Here is a 15,759-nt window from a genome sequence, read left to right as displayed (position 1 = left end):
TTACTGTTATGGCTAAACAATCAATGAAAGCACGTGAAGCTAAACGTGCAAAACTAGTAGCTAAGTTCGCTGAAAAGCGTTCTGCGCTAAAAGTTATCATTAGCGATGTAAACGCATCTGAAGAAGATCGTTGGAATGCGGTTCTTAAACTGCAATCTCTTCCACGTGATTCAAGTGCATCACGTCAGCGCAACCGTTGCAACCAAACTGGTCGTCCACACGGTTACCTACGTAAATTCGGTCTAAGCCGCATTAAGGTTCGTGAAGCTTGCATGAAAGGCGAGATTCCGGGTCTTCGTAAGGCTAGCTGGTAATTGCCACTTAATCATTTGGAGTAAATCTTATGAGCATGCAAGATCCGATTTCGGATATGCTGACCCGAGTTCGTAACGGTCAGGCAGCAAACAAAGTTGCTGTAAAAATGCCTTCTTCAAAGCTTAAAGTTGCAATTGCTGCATTACTTAAAGCTGAAGGTTACATCGTAGACTTCGCTGTTAACAGCGAAGCAAAACCTGAGCTAGAAGTTACTCTTAAGTACTTCCAAGCTAAACCTGTAATCGAGCAAATCAAGCGTGTATCACGTCCTGGTCTAAGAGTTTATAAAAATAAAGACTCTTTACCTACAGTGATGGGTGGTCTTGGTATTGCAGTTGTTTCTACTTCCAAGGGTCTGATGTCTGACCGTGCTGCTCGTAAAGCAGGTCTTGGCGGTGAAATCATCTGTTACGTAGCTTAAGGAGTAGATTATGTCTCGTGTTGCTAAAGCACCTGTCGCTATTCCAGCTGGCGTAGAGGTGAAACTAAACGGCCAAGAAGTTACTGTAAAAGGTAGCAAAGGTGAGCTTACTCGCGTTCTTAACAGCGCCGTAGTTATTGCACAGGAAGAAACCAACCTAACTTTCGGTCCGAAAGAAGGTGTTACTAACGCATGGGCACAAGCTGGTACAGCTCGCGCTCTAGTTAATAACATGGTTGTGGGTGTTACTGAGGGCTTCACTAAGAAGCTAACTCTTAAGGGTGTTGGTTACCGTGCTGCTATGAAAGGCAACTCTGTAGCTCTAACTCTTGGCTTTTCTCACCCAGTAGAGCACGCTCTACCTGAAGGTATTAAAGCTGAGTGCCCTAGCCAAACTGAGATCATCATTACTGGTTGCGATAAGCAAGTAGTAGGTCAAGTTGCGGCTGACATTCGTTCTTACCGTGCTCCTGAGCCTTACAAAGGCAAAGGTGTTCGTTACGCAGATGAAAATGTGCGTACTAAAGAAGCTAAGAAGAAGTAAGGTATCACTATGGATAAGAAAGCATCTCGCATCCGTCGTGCTACACGTGCACGTCGTAAGATTGCAGAACTTGGTGCAACTCGCCTGGTAGTACACCGTACTCCTCGCCATGTTTACGCACAAGTTATCGCGGCAAACGGCTCTGAGGTTATCGCAGCTGCTTCTACTGTAGAAAAAGCGATCCGTGAGCAAGTTAAGAACACTGGTAACGTTGATGCAGCTAAAGCAGTTGGTAAAGCTGTTGCTGAGCGCGCTCTTGAAAAAGGCGTAGCTTCAGTTGCATTTGATCGTTCTGGTTTCCAATACCACGGTCGAGTAGCGGCGCTAGCAGAATCTGCTCGCGAAGCTGGTCTGAAATTCTAAGGTAGGGTTGGAAGATGGCTAAAGAACAACAACAAGCTAATGATTTGCAAGAAAAGCTGATCGCAGTTAACCGTGTATCTAAGACGGTTAAAGGTGGTCGAATCATGAGCTTTACTGCACTAACAGTAGTTGGTGACGGTAACGGTCGCGTAGGTTTCGGTTACGGCAAAGCTCGTGAAGTACCTGCTGCGATTCAAAAAGCAATGGAAAAAGCGCGCCGTAACATGGTTACAGTATCGCTTAACGAAGGCACTCTTCACCACCCGGTGAAAGGTCGTCATTCGGGCTCTAAAGTTTACATGCAGCCAGCTGCAGAAGGTACAGGTGTTATTGCCGGTGGTGCAATGCGTGCTGTACTTGAAGTTGCGGGCGTACATAACGTACTTTCTAAAGCATACGGTTCAACGAACCCGATCAACATCGTTCGTGCAACGATTGGTGCTCTAGTAGACGTTAAGTCACCAGAAATGGTTGCTGCTAAACGTGGTCTAACTGTTGAATCTATTTCGGAGTAAGCACACGATGGCAACTATTAAAGTAACTCAAACTAAAAGCTCAATTGGTCGCCTACCTAAGCACAAAGCGTGTCTTAAAGGTCTAGGTCTTCGTCGCATCAACCATACAGTAGAACTTGAAGATACTCCGTGCGTACGCGGTATGATCAACAAGGTTTACTACATGGTTAAGATTGAGGAGTAATCAGAATGCGTTTGAATACTCTATCACCGGCTGCTGGCTCTAAACCTTCTAAGAAGCGTGTAGGTCGTGGTATCGGTTCTGGCCTTGGTAAAACAGGTGGCCGCGGTCACAAAGGTCAAAAGTCACGTTCTGGCGGCTCTGTTCGTCCAGGTTTTGAAGGCGGTCAAATGCCTCTAAAACAACGTCTACCTAAATTCGGTTTCACTTCTCGTAAGAGCCTAGTGTCTGCTGAAGTTCGTCTAGCTGAGCTAGCGAAAGTAACAGGTGACGTAGTTGATCTTAACAGCCTTAAAGCTGCTAACGTTATCACTAAGAACATCGAATTTGTTAAGATCGTTCTTTCTGGTGACCTAAGCAAAGCTGTGACTGTTAAAGGTCTACGCGTGACTAAAGGCGCTAAAGCTGCAATCGAAGCTGCAGGCGGTAAAATCGAGGAATAATCTCGAGGAACGAGGTACAGATGGCTAAGAAACCAGGACAAGATTTTCGTAGTGCTCAGAGCGGCTTAAGTGAACTAAAGTCGCGCTTATTATTCGTAATTGGTGCACTTTTAGTATTCCGAGCCGGCTCTTTTGTGCCGATCCCTGGTATTGACGCAGCTGTACTTGCCGATTTGTTCGATCAGCAAAAAGGTACCATCGTTGAAATGTTTAACATGTTCTCCGGTGGTGCTCTTGAGCGTGCATCTATATTAGCATTGGGTATCATGCCGTACATTTCGGCATCGATCGTAGTCCAATTGCTAACTGTAGTTCATCCAGCGTTAGCGGAACTCAAGAAAGAGGGTGAAGCAGGCCGTCGTAAGATAAGCCAATATACACGCTACGGCACGCTTGTACTTGCAACATTCCAAGCTATTGGTATCGCAACAGGCTTACCAAACATGGTCGACAATCTGGTTGTTATCAACCAAACCATGTTTACGCTTATTGCTACCGTGAGTTTAGTAACTGGTACCATGTTCTTAATGTGGTTAGGTGAACAAATCACTGAGCGAGGAATCGGTAATGGTATTTCCATTCTGATTTTTGCAGGTATTGTTGCTGGATTGCCTTCTGCAATCGGTCAAACAATCGAGCAAGCGCGTCAAGGTGAATTGCATGTGCTTCTTCTGCTGTTGATTGCTGTATTGTCTTTTGCTGTTATTTACTTCGTAGTTTTCATGGAACGTGGTCAACGCCGTATCGTCGTTAACTATGCGAAACGTCAACAAGGTCGTAAAGTTTTTGCAGCACAAAGCTCTCACTTGCCTCTTAAGATTAATATGGCAGGTGTTATTCCAGCGATTTTCGCATCAAGTATTATTTTGTTCCCAGGAACATTAGCGCAGTGGTTTGGTCAAAATGGTGAAAGCAGCGCGTTCGGTTGGTTAACTGACGTGTCATTAGCTCTTAGCCCAGGTCAACCTTTGTATGTAATGCTTTATGCAGCAGCTATAATCTTCTTCTGTTTCTTCTATACAGCGTTGGTGTTTAACCCACGTGAAACAGCTGATAACTTGAAGAAGTCTGGTGCATTCGTACCCGGTATCCGCCCAGGTGAGCAGACAGCGAAATATATCGATAAAGTGATGACTAGACTAACCCTTGCGGGCGCTCTATACATTACTTTTATATGTCTGATTCCTGAATTCATGATGGTCGCGTGGAACGTTCGTTTCTACTTCGGCGGCACATCACTACTAATCGTAGTGGTAGTTATCATGGATTTCATGGCACAGGTACAGACTCATCTGATGTCACAACAGTATGATTCTGTGTTAAAGAAAGCGAATCTGAAAGGTTACGGCCGTTAATTCGGTGGTAATTATTTCGATTCCATTTACGGAGTTTAGCAATGAAAGTTCGTGCTTCCGTTAAAAAAATCTGCCGTAACTGTAAAGTTATCAAGCGTAACGGTGTCGTTCGCGTGATTTGCAGTGAGCCAAAGCATAAGCAACGCCAAGGCTAATTAGCAGAAATTTTTACTTGAAATACAAGGTAGAGTCGAGTATATTCCTCGGCCTACCTTTTGCGTGCAAAAGAAGTAGTATGCCGCAGCGTATCCATAACGGGCTTTGCTGCGGATAATTCTTTTATGAACCCCTTAGGAGTGAATAATGGCCCGTATAGCCGGCATTAACATTCCTGATCATAAGCATTCTGTAATTGCACTTACTGCAATCTACGGTATCGGTAAAACTCGCTCTCAAGCTATTCTAGCTGAAGTGGGTATTGCTGAAGATGCTAAGATCAGTGAACTAACTGAAGAGCAGATCGATCAACTGCGTGATGGTGTAGCTAAGTACACTGTAGAAGGTGATCTACGTCGTGAAGTATCGATGAACATCAAGCGTCTTATGGACCTTGGCTGTTACCGCGGTCTTCGTCATCGTCGCAGTCTACCACTACGTGGACAGCGTACTAAAACCAACGCTCGCACCCGTAAGGGTCCGCGCAAGCCGATCAAGAAATAGTCGGATAAGGTAGAGTACAATGGCAAAACAACCAACTCGCGCGCGTAAGCGCGTACGCAAGCAAGTAGCTGATGGCGTAGCGCACATTCATGCTTCTTTCAACAACACAATCGTAACTATCACTGACCGTCAAGGCAACGCTCTTGCATGGGCTACAGCAGGTGGTTCAGGTTTCCGTGGTTCTCGTAAATCTACTCCGTTCGCAGCACAAGTTGCAGCTGAGCGTTGTGGTGAAATGGCTAAAGAATATGGCCTAAAGAACTTGGAAGTTATGGTTAAGGGTCCAGGTCCAGGTCGCGAATCTACTGTTCGTGCACTGAACGCTGCTGGTTTCCGTATCACTAACATTGTTGATGCGACACCAATCCCTCATAACGGTTGTCGTCCACCTAAGAAACGTCGCGTTTAAGTTTCGTTTCTAGGAATATTGGAGAAAGATCATGGCAAGATATTTGGGTCCTAAGCTGAAGCTTAGCCGTCGCGAAGGTACTGACTTATTCCTTAAGTCTGGTGTCCGTGCGATCGATACCAAGTGTAAAATTGATAACGCACCAGGTGTACACGGCGCTCGTCGCGGTCGTCTATCTGAGTATGGCGTTCAGCTTCGTGAGAAGCAAAAAGTTCGTCGTATCTACGGCGTTCTAGAAAAACAATTCCGCAACTACTACAAAGAAGCTGCACGTCTTAAAGGCAACACAGGTGCAAACCTGCTTCAGCTTCTTGAAGGTCGTCTTGATAACGTAGTTTACCGTATGGGCTTTGGCGCTACTCGTGCTGAATCTCGTCAACTAGTTAGCCACAAGTCTATCCTAGTTAACGGTAAAGTTGTAAACGTTCCTTCTTTCAAAGTAGCGGCAAACGACGTTGTTTCTATCCGCGAGAAAGCTAAACAGCAATCTCGTATTAAAGCGGCTCTAGAAGTTGCTGAACAACGTGAAAAGCCAACTTGGATTGAAGTAGATGCTGGCAAAATGGAAGGTACATTCAAGCGTATGCCTGAGCGTTCTGACCTATCAGCTGACATCAATGAACACTTGATCGTCGAACTTTACTCTAAGTAAGGTTAAAAAAAGAGAGGACACAATGCAGGGTTCTGTAACAGAATTTCTTAAGCCGCGTCTTGTTGACATTGAACAGATCAATACGACACACGCGAAAGTAACTCTTGAGCCATTAGAGCGCGGTTTCGGCCACACTCTAGGTAATGCTCTTCGCCGCATTCTTCTATCTTCTATGCCGGGTTGTGCCGTAACAGAAGTTGAAATCGAAGGTGTGCTACACGAATACAGCACTAAAGAAGGCGTTCAGGAAGATATCCTGGAAATCCTTCTAAACCTTAAAGGTTTGGCTGTACGCGTTGCTGAAGGCAAAGATGAAGTGTTTATTACACTGAACAAATCAGGCTCAGGCCCTGTTGTTGCAGGTGACATCACCCACGATGGTGATGTAGAGATCGCTAACCCTGAGCACGTAATTTGTCACCTAACGGATGACAATGCTGAGATCGCTATGCGTATCAAAGTAGAACGTGGTCGTGGTTACGTTCCAGCTTCAGCTCGTATCCATACTGAAGAAGATGAGCGTCCTATCGGTCGTCTACTTGTTGACGCTACTTACAGCCCGGTTGATAAAATCGCTTACGCTGTAGAAGCGGCACGTGTAGAGCAACGTACTGATCTAGACAAGCTTGTTATCGATATGGAAACGAACGGTACTCTAGAACCTGAGGAAGCAATCCGTCGTGCAGCTACTATTTTAGCTGAACAACTGGATGCGTTCGTAGATCTTCGTGATGTACGTGTACCTGAGGAGAAGGAAGAGAAGCCAGAATTCGATCCTATCCTACTACGTCCTGTAGACGATCTTGAACTAACAGTTCGCTCTGCTAACTGTTTGAAAGCAGAAGCGATTCACTACATCGGTGATCTTGTACAGCGCACTGAGGTTGAGCTACTTAAAACGCCAAACCTTGGTAAGAAATCTCTTACAGAGATTAAAGATGTGCTTGCTTCACGTGGTCTTTCTCTAGGCATGCGTCTAGAAAACTGGCCACCAGCGTCAATCGCTGAAGATTAATCGAAAAGTTAGAAGGATTAGGTCATGCGCCATCGTAAAAGTGGTCGTCAACTCAACCGCAACAGCAGTCATCGCAAAGCGATGTTCAGCAACATGGCTAGCTCTCTTGTTCGTCACGAAGTTATTAAAACTACCGTGCCTAAAGCAAAAGAACTACGTCGCGTAATTGAGCCATTGATTACCCTAGCTAAGACAGACAGTGTTGCTAACCGTCGTCTTGCATTTGCTCGCACTCGTGATAACGAAGTTGTAGCAAAACTATTTAATGAACTAGGCCCGCGTTTCGCGGCTCGCCAAGGTGGTTACACTCGCATTCTTAAATGTGGTTTCCGTACTGGTGATAAAGCTCCAATGGCTTACATTGAGCTTGTAGACCGCCCAGCTGCTGAAGAAGCTGCTGAGTAATCTATACTAGATTCTTAATACAAAAGCCGAGCATTAGCTCGGCTTTTTTGTATCTGTAGAATGAGGATATCTATACTAAGTAATTGCACCACGAGGTTCGGCATTTTTGCTTGTCTTATCTGCTCCATTTTTCAAAAATATCTCGTATCTCGTATCTCGTATCTCGTATCTCGTATCTCGTATCTCGTATCTCGTATCTCGTATCTCGTATCTCGTATCTCGTATCTCGTATCTCGTATCTCGTATCTCGTATCTCGTATCTCGTATCTCGTATCTCGTATCTCGTATCTCGTATCTCGTATCTCGTATCTCGTATCTCGTATCTCGTATCTCGTATCACGAGCATCTTTTCTTTCACGCATAAAAAAGAGCACCGAAGTGCCCTTATCAGATTTCCATACTTGCTATTAATAACTAGCGATTATTGCCATACAGCAGCAAGTGAATCCATTAGACCACTTGTTGCGCCTTGGGACTGCAGTGCTTGAAGAACGATTGGCGCAAATGTTGAAACCATCGATGAGTCCATTCCTAGACTTGTGAAGGCACTTTCAACCGCACTTTGCGAGTTAATTAGTGATGATAGTCCAGTTGACTCAAGAGTCGACATGCCAGGAATAAGTGTCGCGAGTTCTTTGTTGTCGGCTGTGCCAAGTGAGTTTTGTGCAAGGGCCAACATTGAACCGATACCGCCAATTGCTTGATCGCTGGTAACAGAAGCTTGGTCAGCGACAGTATCTGCAAGAGGTGTTGTTTCATTCTGTTGAGACCACATATTCACTGCTGCCATTAGTGCAGTTTGTGATAGTTGGGAATAATTGGTATCTGATGATGAACTGGTTTGTTCTGAGTCGCTAGTGCTAGCGCAAGAGACAACAGCAAGGCTGCTTAAAACTGTGATGAGTACTTTCTTCATTATTCGTCCTTAAGTAATAAAGTAATTTACTCTTTCACTATAAACGAAAAACGGCGATGTAGTCACATCGCCGTTGGATTATTTCAATTTTATTTGCCTATAGTATTTTGTTTTACTATAGGTTTTTATAAAAATTAAAGAATTGCTAGAAGTTCTACTTCAAATACTAGAGCAGCAAATGGTGGGATTGCAGCACCTGCGCCACGCTCACCGTATGCTAGATCTTGAGGGATGTATAGCTTCCACTTAGAACCAACAGGCATCATTTGTAGAGCTTGTACCCAACCTTGAATTACGCCAGTTACTGGGAACTCAGCAGGTTGACCGCGAGATACAGAGCTGTCGAAAACAGTACCGTCAGTTAGTTCGCCGTGGTAGTGAACACGTACTTGCTTGTCTGCAGTTGGGATTTCGCCAGTACCTTCAGTTAGTACTTCGTACTGAAGACCAGACTCAAGAACCGTTACTTCTGAACGAAGAGCGTTGTCAGCTAGGAAAGCTTCGCCGTCAGCAGCAGCAGCTTTAGCTAGTTCTTGACGTGCAGCTTCACCACGAGTGTGTAGCTCTTGTAGTGCGTTGTTGATTTCGTCAACTTCGATAGCTGGCATGTCGCCAACTAGAGCTGTTGCGATACCAGCAGCGATTGCGTCAACGTTTAGGCCTTCAAGACCAGAACCAGCAAGTTGTTGGCCCATTTGTAGACCGATACCGTAGCTAGCTTTTTGCTCTACAGTTTCAAATTTTACTTCAGACATGAAAAGTCACTCTTTTTGTCAGTACGAAAAGGGTAAGAATACCAGTATTAGCAGCGTGAAGAAACGGCTAGCCTCTGATCACTTGCGCTTTACCGTGCCCAAATCACAGCCATGTCAATTTTCTCGCTTTGAGCCTTGTTGTGACGGAAAGATCTATACTGTTGGTACTTTGGTTTTTATACTGTAGTTATTCAATGTATAGGACGCAGTGGTATGAATCGTCGTCAAAAGAAAAAACAGAAAGTTGACCACTTAGCAGAATTCAAGGATCGACTGAATCAGGTCAAAGAGAAATTGAGTTCGATCGATATGAAGAAAATGAAAATCTCGACAGCGCAAACTTGGGGCTCATTGCCGAAGTTACACCAAAGACTGTTGATGGTGATTTCTCCGATCGTACTGATATTACTTTTTGTGCCGCTACCAGAACCTAAAGTAGACGTTGCGCCAACAACATCGCGCGTTGAGCTAGAGATAAACACCGTTGGCTTAAGCGAACAGCAAAATGCCAAGAACAGTTCATCAGAACCGAGCAACAACAACTGGCAGGAGTACCTCGTAAAGCAAGGGGATACGTTAGCACAGGTTTTTCGAAACAACGATTTACCGTTGTCGGACTTGAATGCGCTAGTGCGTATTGAAGGCTCAGACAAACCACTAAGTCAGATTCGTAAAGGCCAGTTAGTTCGATTCAAACTGGCCGAGACCGGGCAGCTTGATATCCTGCAGTTAGAGAAAGGCAACACATCGGTGATGTTCTTCCGCTTGTCTGATGGCGGCTTTGGCCGTAGTAAATAGGTGCCTTGCTTGAGTTATGAACTCAACAGCATGATAGAAAAGAGCTAAGCATTAGCTCTTTTTTTTGGTCGCTTGAAAGGGGCCAGCGGTAAGATGATCAGCATGATACCGATAAAGGTTAATGTATCTGGAATCTCATCGAACCAAATGGCGCCTATTAGCGCGACAAACACCAAGCCTGAATATTCAGCCAAGGCAATTTGGCTAGAGTGTGCTTTTTGGTAGGCAGTAACCGCAAGGCCGTTATAGCTTAAGATGAGTGTTGCGCTGAGTGCTATGTATCCTAAGTGCTCGATAGATACCGGTTGCCAATACAACAAGCACAGTAGTAACGATACAGGTATGGAGAAGAGGGTTGTCCACCACAGCGTCGTCACTACAGATTGCTCACTAGGAAGCTTCCTTACCAGTACGTTAAATAGGGCAAGAGTTAGTGCTGTCCCCAATGCAAACAGTGCTGCCCAGTGGAACTGAGAAGGCCGCAATACGATTAGCGCGCCAATAAAGCCGACAGTGGTGGCGATGACCTTGCCTAGCGCAGGTTGCTCTTTGAGTAGAAACATAGAAAGCGGCAACATCAATAGGGGCGCTACGTAAAACACAGCGTTGGCGGTTGCTAAAGATAAATGAGTGATTGCCACAACCATACACCCACTACCGATTAGAATTAATTGACCTCGAATGAAGGTTACTTTGGCTTGCTGTAAGCGTCGTTGTTCTTTTTTCTGCTGTAACCACAGTGGGGTGATGATCAACAGAGATATCAACTGTCGGAAAAAAATATATTGAAGAGGCGGTACCTCGCCATTCAATAGCTTTACTGCTACATCGGAAAGCGAGGCAAACAAATTACCTGCAACCAACAATAGAATACCGGCAGTGATATTCGTCATTATTTTTCTAATCTCATATCTACATGAGGAATGTCATCTTCCAGATACATCTCAGAGATCGTCTTGAATCCATGACTTTCATAGAAACTTTCTAGGTGCTCTTGTGCACCAATATCTATGGTCGTGCCAGGCCAAAGAGACTCACAGTGTGTTAATGCTTCTTTCAATAATTGGTGGCCTAAGCCATCACCTCTTGCTGATTGCTTAGTTGCCACTCGGCCGATGCTAGTGTTGTCATAACTCGTGCCCGGCGGTAATAAGCGAGCACACGCCACTAACTCCTCATCGGCGTAACCAAGAAGGTGGTGAACACCAGCGAATGTGTCTTTACCGTCAAGCTCTGGATAAGGGCAGGTTTGCTCAACCACAAATACATCGACTCTTAATTTAAGTAGTTGATAAAGCTGATGTGTTGAAAGTTCAGAGAAAGGAATTGAGTGCCAAGTGATCATGTTTACATCCAGAGGTTATCGATGCTCTGAATGTACTATGCGTGATGATTGTTGGCATTAACTATTGTTAATTCGACCTTTAATTCTGCTCAAACTTATCGCGGTTATTCCTAAGTAGGCGGCAATTTGATTGTCGTTGAGGCGTTGTTCAAGGTCTGGGTAGTGTTCGCAGAAAAGCTGGTAACGTTGCTCTGGTGTGTAGAGCAGCATGAAGCGTTCTTTGTTTTCCTTATGCATCAGTTGTGTTTCTAACAGCTTTAAATACAAAGGGTTATTCGATGCACGCCACTCGATTACTGCATTCATTGGCAGTTCTAACATTGTGATGGGGGTGAGTGTTTCTAATAGGTAAGGGGAAGCTTGGTTTTTTATCAGACTCTCAAAGCCGATGATCCAATCTTGTTCCCAGTAGAACTCTTTGCTGTATTGCTTACCATCATCAGTGAGGTAGCAAGCATGACACAAGCCTTCAAGTACGAAGTAGATTGAGCCTGCCATTTCACCTTGGTTAATAAGGATGTGTCTGGTTGGAAGTTCAAGTGGCTTGGCGACAGCGACTAGAGATTCAATCTGACTTTCAGAAAAGTCGAAGCTTTGCAGTTGTTCGATAAAAGAGGTGTGCATGAAAATAACCTAACCCAAATAAGTGCCGAAATCATCGCACTTATTTGAGTGTAGGTACAGTTCGGGCTAAATCAGCGTCGAGCGTGTTGCTCTAGGTAGTCTTGAGCGAGTTCTCTACCCATGTATTTACCTAAGGTCTTCAAAGGTACCTTCTTAAGGTTCACGACAATCAAACCATCTAACGCATCATTAAATGATGGGTCAACGTTAAAGCAAACCAACTTCCCGTTCATCCCTAGGTATTGGCGCAATAACACAGGTAGGCCTTTTCCTTGTTCCATCCGCGCTAATACTTTTGAAAGTAGGGGCACACTCGCCAGTGACGACAATAGATGATTCTGCCAGAACACATGACTACTGGTATTGAGTGGTGAAGAAGGGGAAACCAGATTCGCTTTTTCTTCATCGTAGTGGTGAATTGATAAAGTGGTCGCGATCAACAGGCGTGCATTGTGGCTGTAATCATTACTGATACTGACCGGGCCAAATAGGTGGGTGTATTGAGGGTGACGAGACACAAAGGTCGCGATACCTTTCCATAGCAGTAACAGTGAGTTAAGGCTCTTTTGGTAAGGCTTGCTCACTACAGAGCGACCAAGCTCAATGCTGTTGTCTAACGTATCGATAAACTCTTGGTTATAGTTAAACAGACTGCGGGAATAGAGTTGGTCCAACCCGTGCTCTGCGATTAACTTGTCGACCATACCGAGTCGATAAGCGCCGACTAATTCTGCCTTCGCTTTGTTCCACACAAACAGTTGATGGTAGTAAAGGTCATACTCATCCAAGTCACAAGCAAGCCCACTGCCTTCTCCAACTTCACGGAAACTCTCTTCTCTGACTCGACCAATCTCACGCATTAAGTTTGGAATAGATTGGCTTGGCGTGCAGTAGACCTCGAAATCCCCTTGCTCGAGCAGCTTCATCTCTTCAGGGAGTGAGTCTACCTCAATTGCCAATACTTCGGGTGATATTGGCGCTATCACTTGAGTATCGAAAGAAGGCGCGTGGATTGGTGTATTCGTACTATCTTGTTGACTCATTAGGTAGGTATTAAGTCGTAGGTAGTTGACGATATCCATCTCTTTTTCAAACGATTTTATCTCTGAATACGGAATCGATGAGCCAATCGAGATAGAGATAGTTGTCGCTTGTTTATTAAGAAGTTCACGCCCGAGTAGAGCGGTTCTCAACAGTGGATGTACACGCCCCGCTTGGTAGAAAAACTCACTGTTTTTTCCATTGATAAAGATAGGAACCGTAGTGGCTTGATGACGTTTAACGAACTTCGCGACTGATTTACTCCATTCGATATCAGTTAGTGTTTTAGCCCCTTTGCGGTAACTTGATACTTCCCCTGCAGGGAACACGATCAATAGCCCGCCGTCGGCTAAGTGACTATTGGCATCACGAATAGCTTTGGCATTGGTGCGTTTCGATTCTTTACTATTAAAGACATCAACACCTATGAAAAGGTCATCCAGTTCAGGTAGTCGCTTGAGTAACTCATTCGCTAATACCTTCACATCCTTTCTTACCGATCCTACGAGATCCGCAAGGATCACACCTTCAATGGCGCCAAGTGGGTGGTTCGCCACAATCACGACTGGTCCTTCTTCCGGGATGTATTCCGTGCTTCCCGATGCCACCGAGTAGTCGATATTGAGCGCCGATAGGGTGTAGTTCATGAATTCAAAGCTAGATAACTCGTTTTTTCGATCTTGGTAGAGTCGGTCTAGCTTAGATAGCCCAGTTGCCCACTCGACAACAGACTCACCTAAACCAAAAGGCGTGTAACGTGGTAAACGAAAAGGACTATCAATCATAATGAAGCTACCTTATTGACTAAAGTTGTTTAGGAAACCGTCTTGATTCTTGAAATCTTTCACACTTAAAAAAGCACCGCATAACCACACTAGGCATGCCATACCAAACAATAATCCGCCGTCGTAACCGACAATTTCACCCGCTGCATTGAACTCAGGCATTTGAATACCGAGTGGCGTAAACAGGTGGAAGAATATTGCGCCACTCATAATCCCCACACTCATAATGGCGCCAAGGCCATGCCAACGAGTGAACAGTAGAATGGCCGCTATTAATTCAGCGAATCCAATCAAGTAGCCGCCAAACGAACCGAACCAGCTTAAGCCTGACCATGTCGCGAGCGTGCCAAAGATATGTTCTGTCTCGTATGAGCCAGTGAACTTAAAGAACAGTGACTGAATAAACACAAACGCGATAAATGCTGCCGGGAGATGTTTAGTAGGAGTGAATGTCATGGTTATTCCCTTACTTAATCAGCTGCGGCCAAGCTTTATCGGCTTGTTGAATATGCTGTGCACGGTCTTTCTCCCAAGTGGCTTGAATCTCTTGGTCGTAGTTAAGATAAAGTTTGTCATCAACTATGGTCCAATACTGTGGATCGCCGGGTGCGAAGTCGTTTTTGGCAGAAACGGCCCATGCGCAATAACCACCATATTGAGGGGCATATTTTTCAGGATTATTAACAAATAAAGTCAGATTCTTTTCAGAAGAGAAATACCAGTCCGCGCCTTTGTACTCTGTGCTGAACTTCTTGCTCCCTTCAACAGGCTTTCCAGAAGTGAAGTATGCGACGGTATCGTAGCCATCGAGTGCCTTACTGCTAAAGAAGCCGGTATAGATTTCATCGGCAGCAAATACGTATGGGCTAACAAGTAGCATGACCATGGTGATTAGTTTTCTCATGATGGACTCCATCTATAGATTGATTGCGGGTGACAAATCGAAGGTAAAGCGTTGTTGATTTATCTGGCATGGGTTTATTGGTTCGCAAGGTGAGCCGGGTGCATAAAACATAGAGGCTTGACCGTGCAGATTACGTAAATGGGTAAAGCTGACTGTGTGTGCGTCTTCACGATGCATACAGGTTGCTAAATGGGGCTGTTCACTGTGATGGTGAGAATGAAACTTGAGTAAGCTCTGTTGATTCTTACCTGTTGCCATAAGCTGATCGTATTTGGCTTGTCGGTAGGTTTGCACTCGCTCTAAATCAACACCGGAAGAGAATAGTGGAGAGTCGGTTTCCACTATTTTCTGTTGAATGCCATCCCACATGTAGGCAATCACCAAACCATTGTGTTGAGTTAGATTCGGTGCAAAAGCCAGCAAGGTAAACGGGGCAAAAGAGTGCAGGTCGAGCTTATGAAACGCTTCAGAGAGCTGACTGATATTACGACTTGAGGATAGGTTCTTAAGTAACAACCCACGGCTGACCAAAGGACCAACTGGAACCATGCCTTGATAGTTATTGAGTAAGCATAGCGAAAGCCCGAACCCATTAATGCTTATCCAGCTACCACCGCCAGTTGGGTCGAGAGGCATGATGATATCGACACCGTTAACTTGATACTGTTTAGGTGGCATGGCTAATGCTCGGGTCTTTTGCTCATCACGATTAAAAAAGACCTGATAACCATTCTCTTCAAGCAACCAAGATACTGAACACATGATTATTGCTCCCTCAGATAGCTACTGGTGGTTGGGGCATAACCAAAGGTGTTGCAGGTTTTAATGTCTAGGTAGGTGGTGATCACCTTGATCATCGCGTAATGATGATTGGCATGCAGCGCCGCAAAAGTCACTTCTCTTTCTAGCGTAGAAGGTAGGCTTGCAAACACTTGAGCACCCATCGAGACCTCGGTTTGGATCATGATAGGTGCTTCGAGATCGTTGCGCTCTAACCGTTCTAACCAATTGATCACATAGTGGATCTCTTTTACTGCAATTGAGCGGTCGTATTCGACGGGGTGACCACGACGACGAGTGTTGTAATCGATGGTCGCATCCTCTTTCAAAATCAAAGCATGAAAAAGATCGAGTGTGTGACGAGTATGTTCACCGATAGAGCTGGTGACGTGTGGCTTAGCGCTTGTTAGATAGTCACTGTCAGAAATCTCTAACAGAAACTCGAGGCCTTGATTCAGTATCTCTACCGCTCCCTTGATACTCGGAGATAAAGCAGTGAGTGCGCTTGGTTGGGCTATCGGATTCATTCATGA

Annotated in this window: 25 protein-coding genes; 15 read left to right on the top strand and 10 right to left on the bottom strand. The window is 44.9% G+C overall.

The window, feature by feature from the left end:
- Positions 1-8: 8 nt before the first annotated feature.
- From rpsN to rplQ, 14 genes are all read left to right on the top strand, one after another.
- On the top strand, positions 9-314 hold the full coding sequence (gene rpsN, locus ATB74_RS16220) for a 30S ribosomal protein S14 (RefSeq protein ID WP_004738789.1): 306 nt from the start codon (positions 9-11) through the stop codon (positions 312-314).
- A gap of 29 nt (positions 315-343) precedes the next feature.
- The gene (rpsH, locus tag ATB74_RS16215) at positions 344-736 is read left to right on the top strand and encodes a 30S ribosomal protein S8 (RefSeq protein ID WP_017061309.1); all 393 of its coding nucleotides are present in this window, start codon (positions 344-346) and stop codon (positions 734-736) included.
- Positions 737-746: 10 nt separating this feature from the next.
- Positions 747-1,280 (top strand): 50S ribosomal protein L6, encoded by a 534-nt coding sequence (gene rplF, locus ATB74_RS16210; protein ID WP_017063712.1) that lies wholly within the window; start codon positions 747-749, stop codon positions 1,278-1,280.
- A 9-nt stretch (positions 1,281-1,289) separates the two neighbouring features.
- Positions 1,290-1,643: a 50S ribosomal protein L18 gene (gene rplR / locus ATB74_RS16205; RefSeq protein ID WP_004738784.1), complete on the top strand. Its 354-nt coding sequence runs from the start codon at positions 1,290-1,292 to the stop codon at positions 1,641-1,643.
- A 14-nt stretch (positions 1,644-1,657) separates the two neighbouring features.
- A complete protein-coding gene (gene rpsE / locus ATB74_RS16200; RefSeq protein WP_017061307.1) occupies positions 1,658-2,158 on the top strand; it encodes a 30S ribosomal protein S5 in 501 nt (166 codons plus the stop codon).
- Positions 2,159-2,165: 7 nt separating this feature from the next.
- Entirely contained in the window at positions 2,166-2,342 is a 177-nt protein-coding gene (gene rpmD, locus ATB74_RS16195) for a 50S ribosomal protein L30 (protein ID WP_004736756.1), read from the top strand.
- 5 nt (positions 2,343-2,347) lie between these two features.
- Positions 2,348-2,782: a 50S ribosomal protein L15 gene (rplO, locus tag ATB74_RS16190; RefSeq protein WP_004736758.1), complete on the top strand. Its 435-nt coding sequence runs from the start codon at positions 2,348-2,350 to the stop codon at positions 2,780-2,782.
- Positions 2,783-2,802: 20 nt separating this feature from the next.
- Complete coding sequence (secY, locus tag ATB74_RS16185; protein ID WP_004738781.1) at positions 2,803-4,137, top strand: preprotein translocase subunit SecY; 1,335 nt, start codon at positions 2,803-2,805, stop codon at positions 4,135-4,137.
- 41 nt (positions 4,138-4,178) lie between these two features.
- Entirely contained in the window at positions 4,179-4,292 is a 114-nt protein-coding gene (rpmJ, locus tag ATB74_RS16180) for a 50S ribosomal protein L36 (RefSeq protein WP_000868186.1), read from the top strand.
- 148 nt (positions 4,293-4,440) lie between these two features.
- Entirely contained in the window at positions 4,441-4,797 is a 357-nt protein-coding gene (gene rpsM, locus ATB74_RS16175) for a 30S ribosomal protein S13 (protein ID WP_004738779.1), read from the top strand.
- Between the two features lie 19 nt (positions 4,798-4,816).
- Complete coding sequence (gene rpsK / locus ATB74_RS16170; protein ID WP_004738778.1) at positions 4,817-5,206, top strand: 30S ribosomal protein S11; 390 nt, start codon at positions 4,817-4,819, stop codon at positions 5,204-5,206.
- Positions 5,207-5,237: 31 nt separating this feature from the next.
- Positions 5,238-5,858 carry a 30S ribosomal protein S4 gene (rpsD, locus tag ATB74_RS16165; RefSeq protein WP_004738777.1) on the top strand — a complete coding sequence of 207 codons (621 nt, stop codon included), beginning with the start codon at positions 5,238-5,240 and terminating at the stop codon, positions 5,856-5,858.
- Positions 5,859-5,880: 22 nt separating this feature from the next.
- The gene (locus ATB74_RS16160) at positions 5,881-6,873 is read left to right on the top strand and encodes a DNA-directed RNA polymerase subunit alpha (protein WP_004729813.1); all 993 of its coding nucleotides are present in this window, start codon (positions 5,881-5,883) and stop codon (positions 6,871-6,873) included.
- Positions 6,874-6,897: 24 nt separating this feature from the next.
- A complete protein-coding gene (rplQ, locus tag ATB74_RS16155; protein ID WP_004729812.1) occupies positions 6,898-7,278 on the top strand; it encodes a 50S ribosomal protein L17 in 381 nt (126 codons plus the stop codon).
- A gap of 421 nt (positions 7,279-7,699) precedes the next feature.
- Here rplQ and ATB74_RS16150 read toward each other — a convergent pair whose 3' ends face one another.
- Together ATB74_RS16150 and ATB74_RS16145 are read right to left on the bottom strand one after the other, a co-directional pair.
- Positions 7,700-8,194 carry a DUF2780 domain-containing protein gene (locus tag ATB74_RS16150; RefSeq protein ID WP_060983542.1) on the bottom strand — a complete coding sequence of 165 codons (495 nt, stop codon included), beginning with the start codon at positions 8,192-8,194 and terminating at the stop codon, positions 7,700-7,702.
- Positions 8,195-8,328: 134 nt separating this feature from the next.
- On the bottom strand, positions 8,329-8,949 hold the full coding sequence (locus ATB74_RS16145; RefSeq protein ID WP_008220519.1) for an FKBP-type peptidyl-prolyl cis-trans isomerase: 621 nt from the start codon (positions 8,947-8,949) through the stop codon (positions 8,329-8,331).
- A gap of 213 nt (positions 8,950-9,162) precedes the next feature.
- On the opposite strand from ATB74_RS16145, the gene ATB74_RS16140 reads away from it, so the two are divergent.
- Entirely contained in the window at positions 9,163-9,747 is a 585-nt protein-coding gene (locus ATB74_RS16140; protein WP_061019156.1) for a LysM-like peptidoglycan-binding domain-containing protein, read from the top strand.
- Positions 9,748-9,791: 44 nt separating this feature from the next.
- Here ATB74_RS16140 and ATB74_RS16135 read toward each other — a convergent pair whose 3' ends face one another.
- From ATB74_RS16135 to ATB74_RS16100, 8 genes are all read right to left on the bottom strand, one after another.
- A complete protein-coding gene (locus ATB74_RS16135) occupies positions 9,792-10,640 on the bottom strand; it encodes a DMT family transporter (protein ID WP_060983540.1) in 849 nt (282 codons plus the stop codon).
- A complete protein-coding gene (locus tag ATB74_RS16130; protein WP_060983539.1) occupies positions 10,640-11,092 on the bottom strand; it encodes a GNAT family N-acetyltransferase in 453 nt (150 codons plus the stop codon). Before ATB74_RS16130 ends, ATB74_RS16135 begins: the two co-directional genes overlap by 1 nt.
- 57 nt (positions 11,093-11,149) lie before the next feature.
- Positions 11,150-11,716 carry a Crp/Fnr family transcriptional regulator gene (locus ATB74_RS16125; RefSeq protein WP_048659300.1) on the bottom strand — a complete coding sequence of 189 codons (567 nt, stop codon included), beginning with the start codon at positions 11,714-11,716 and terminating at the stop codon, positions 11,150-11,152.
- Positions 11,717-11,787: 71 nt separating this feature from the next.
- Positions 11,788-13,542 (bottom strand): lysophospholipid acyltransferase family protein, encoded by a 1,755-nt coding sequence (locus ATB74_RS16120; RefSeq protein ID WP_061019155.1) that lies wholly within the window; start codon positions 13,540-13,542, stop codon positions 11,788-11,790.
- 12 nt (positions 13,543-13,554) lie between these two features.
- The gene (locus ATB74_RS16115; RefSeq protein ID WP_060983537.1) at positions 13,555-13,998 is read right to left on the bottom strand and encodes a hypothetical protein; all 444 of its coding nucleotides are present in this window, start codon (positions 13,996-13,998) and stop codon (positions 13,555-13,557) included.
- Between the two features lie 10 nt (positions 13,999-14,008).
- Positions 14,009-14,446: a YHS domain-containing (seleno)protein gene (locus ATB74_RS16110; protein WP_061019154.1), complete on the bottom strand. Its 438-nt coding sequence runs from the start codon at positions 14,444-14,446 to the stop codon at positions 14,009-14,011.
- 12 nt (positions 14,447-14,458) lie between these two features.
- Positions 14,459-15,208: an NRDE family protein gene (locus tag ATB74_RS16105; RefSeq protein WP_061019153.1), complete on the bottom strand. Its 750-nt coding sequence runs from the start codon at positions 15,206-15,208 to the stop codon at positions 14,459-14,461.
- A 2-nt stretch (positions 15,209-15,210) separates the two neighbouring features.
- A complete protein-coding gene (locus tag ATB74_RS16100) occupies positions 15,211-15,753 on the bottom strand; it encodes a hypothetical protein (protein ID WP_061019152.1) in 543 nt (180 codons plus the stop codon).
- Positions 15,754-15,759 lie beyond the last annotated feature (6 nt).

The sequence above is a fragment of the Vibrio splendidus genome (assembly GCF_001557875.1).
Lineage (GTDB): Bacteria > Pseudomonadota > Gammaproteobacteria > Enterobacterales > Vibrionaceae > Vibrio > Vibrio splendidus_F.
The sequence above is the reverse complement of the archived record's forward strand: the minus strand, read 5'-3'. Positions and strand labels throughout refer to the sequence as shown.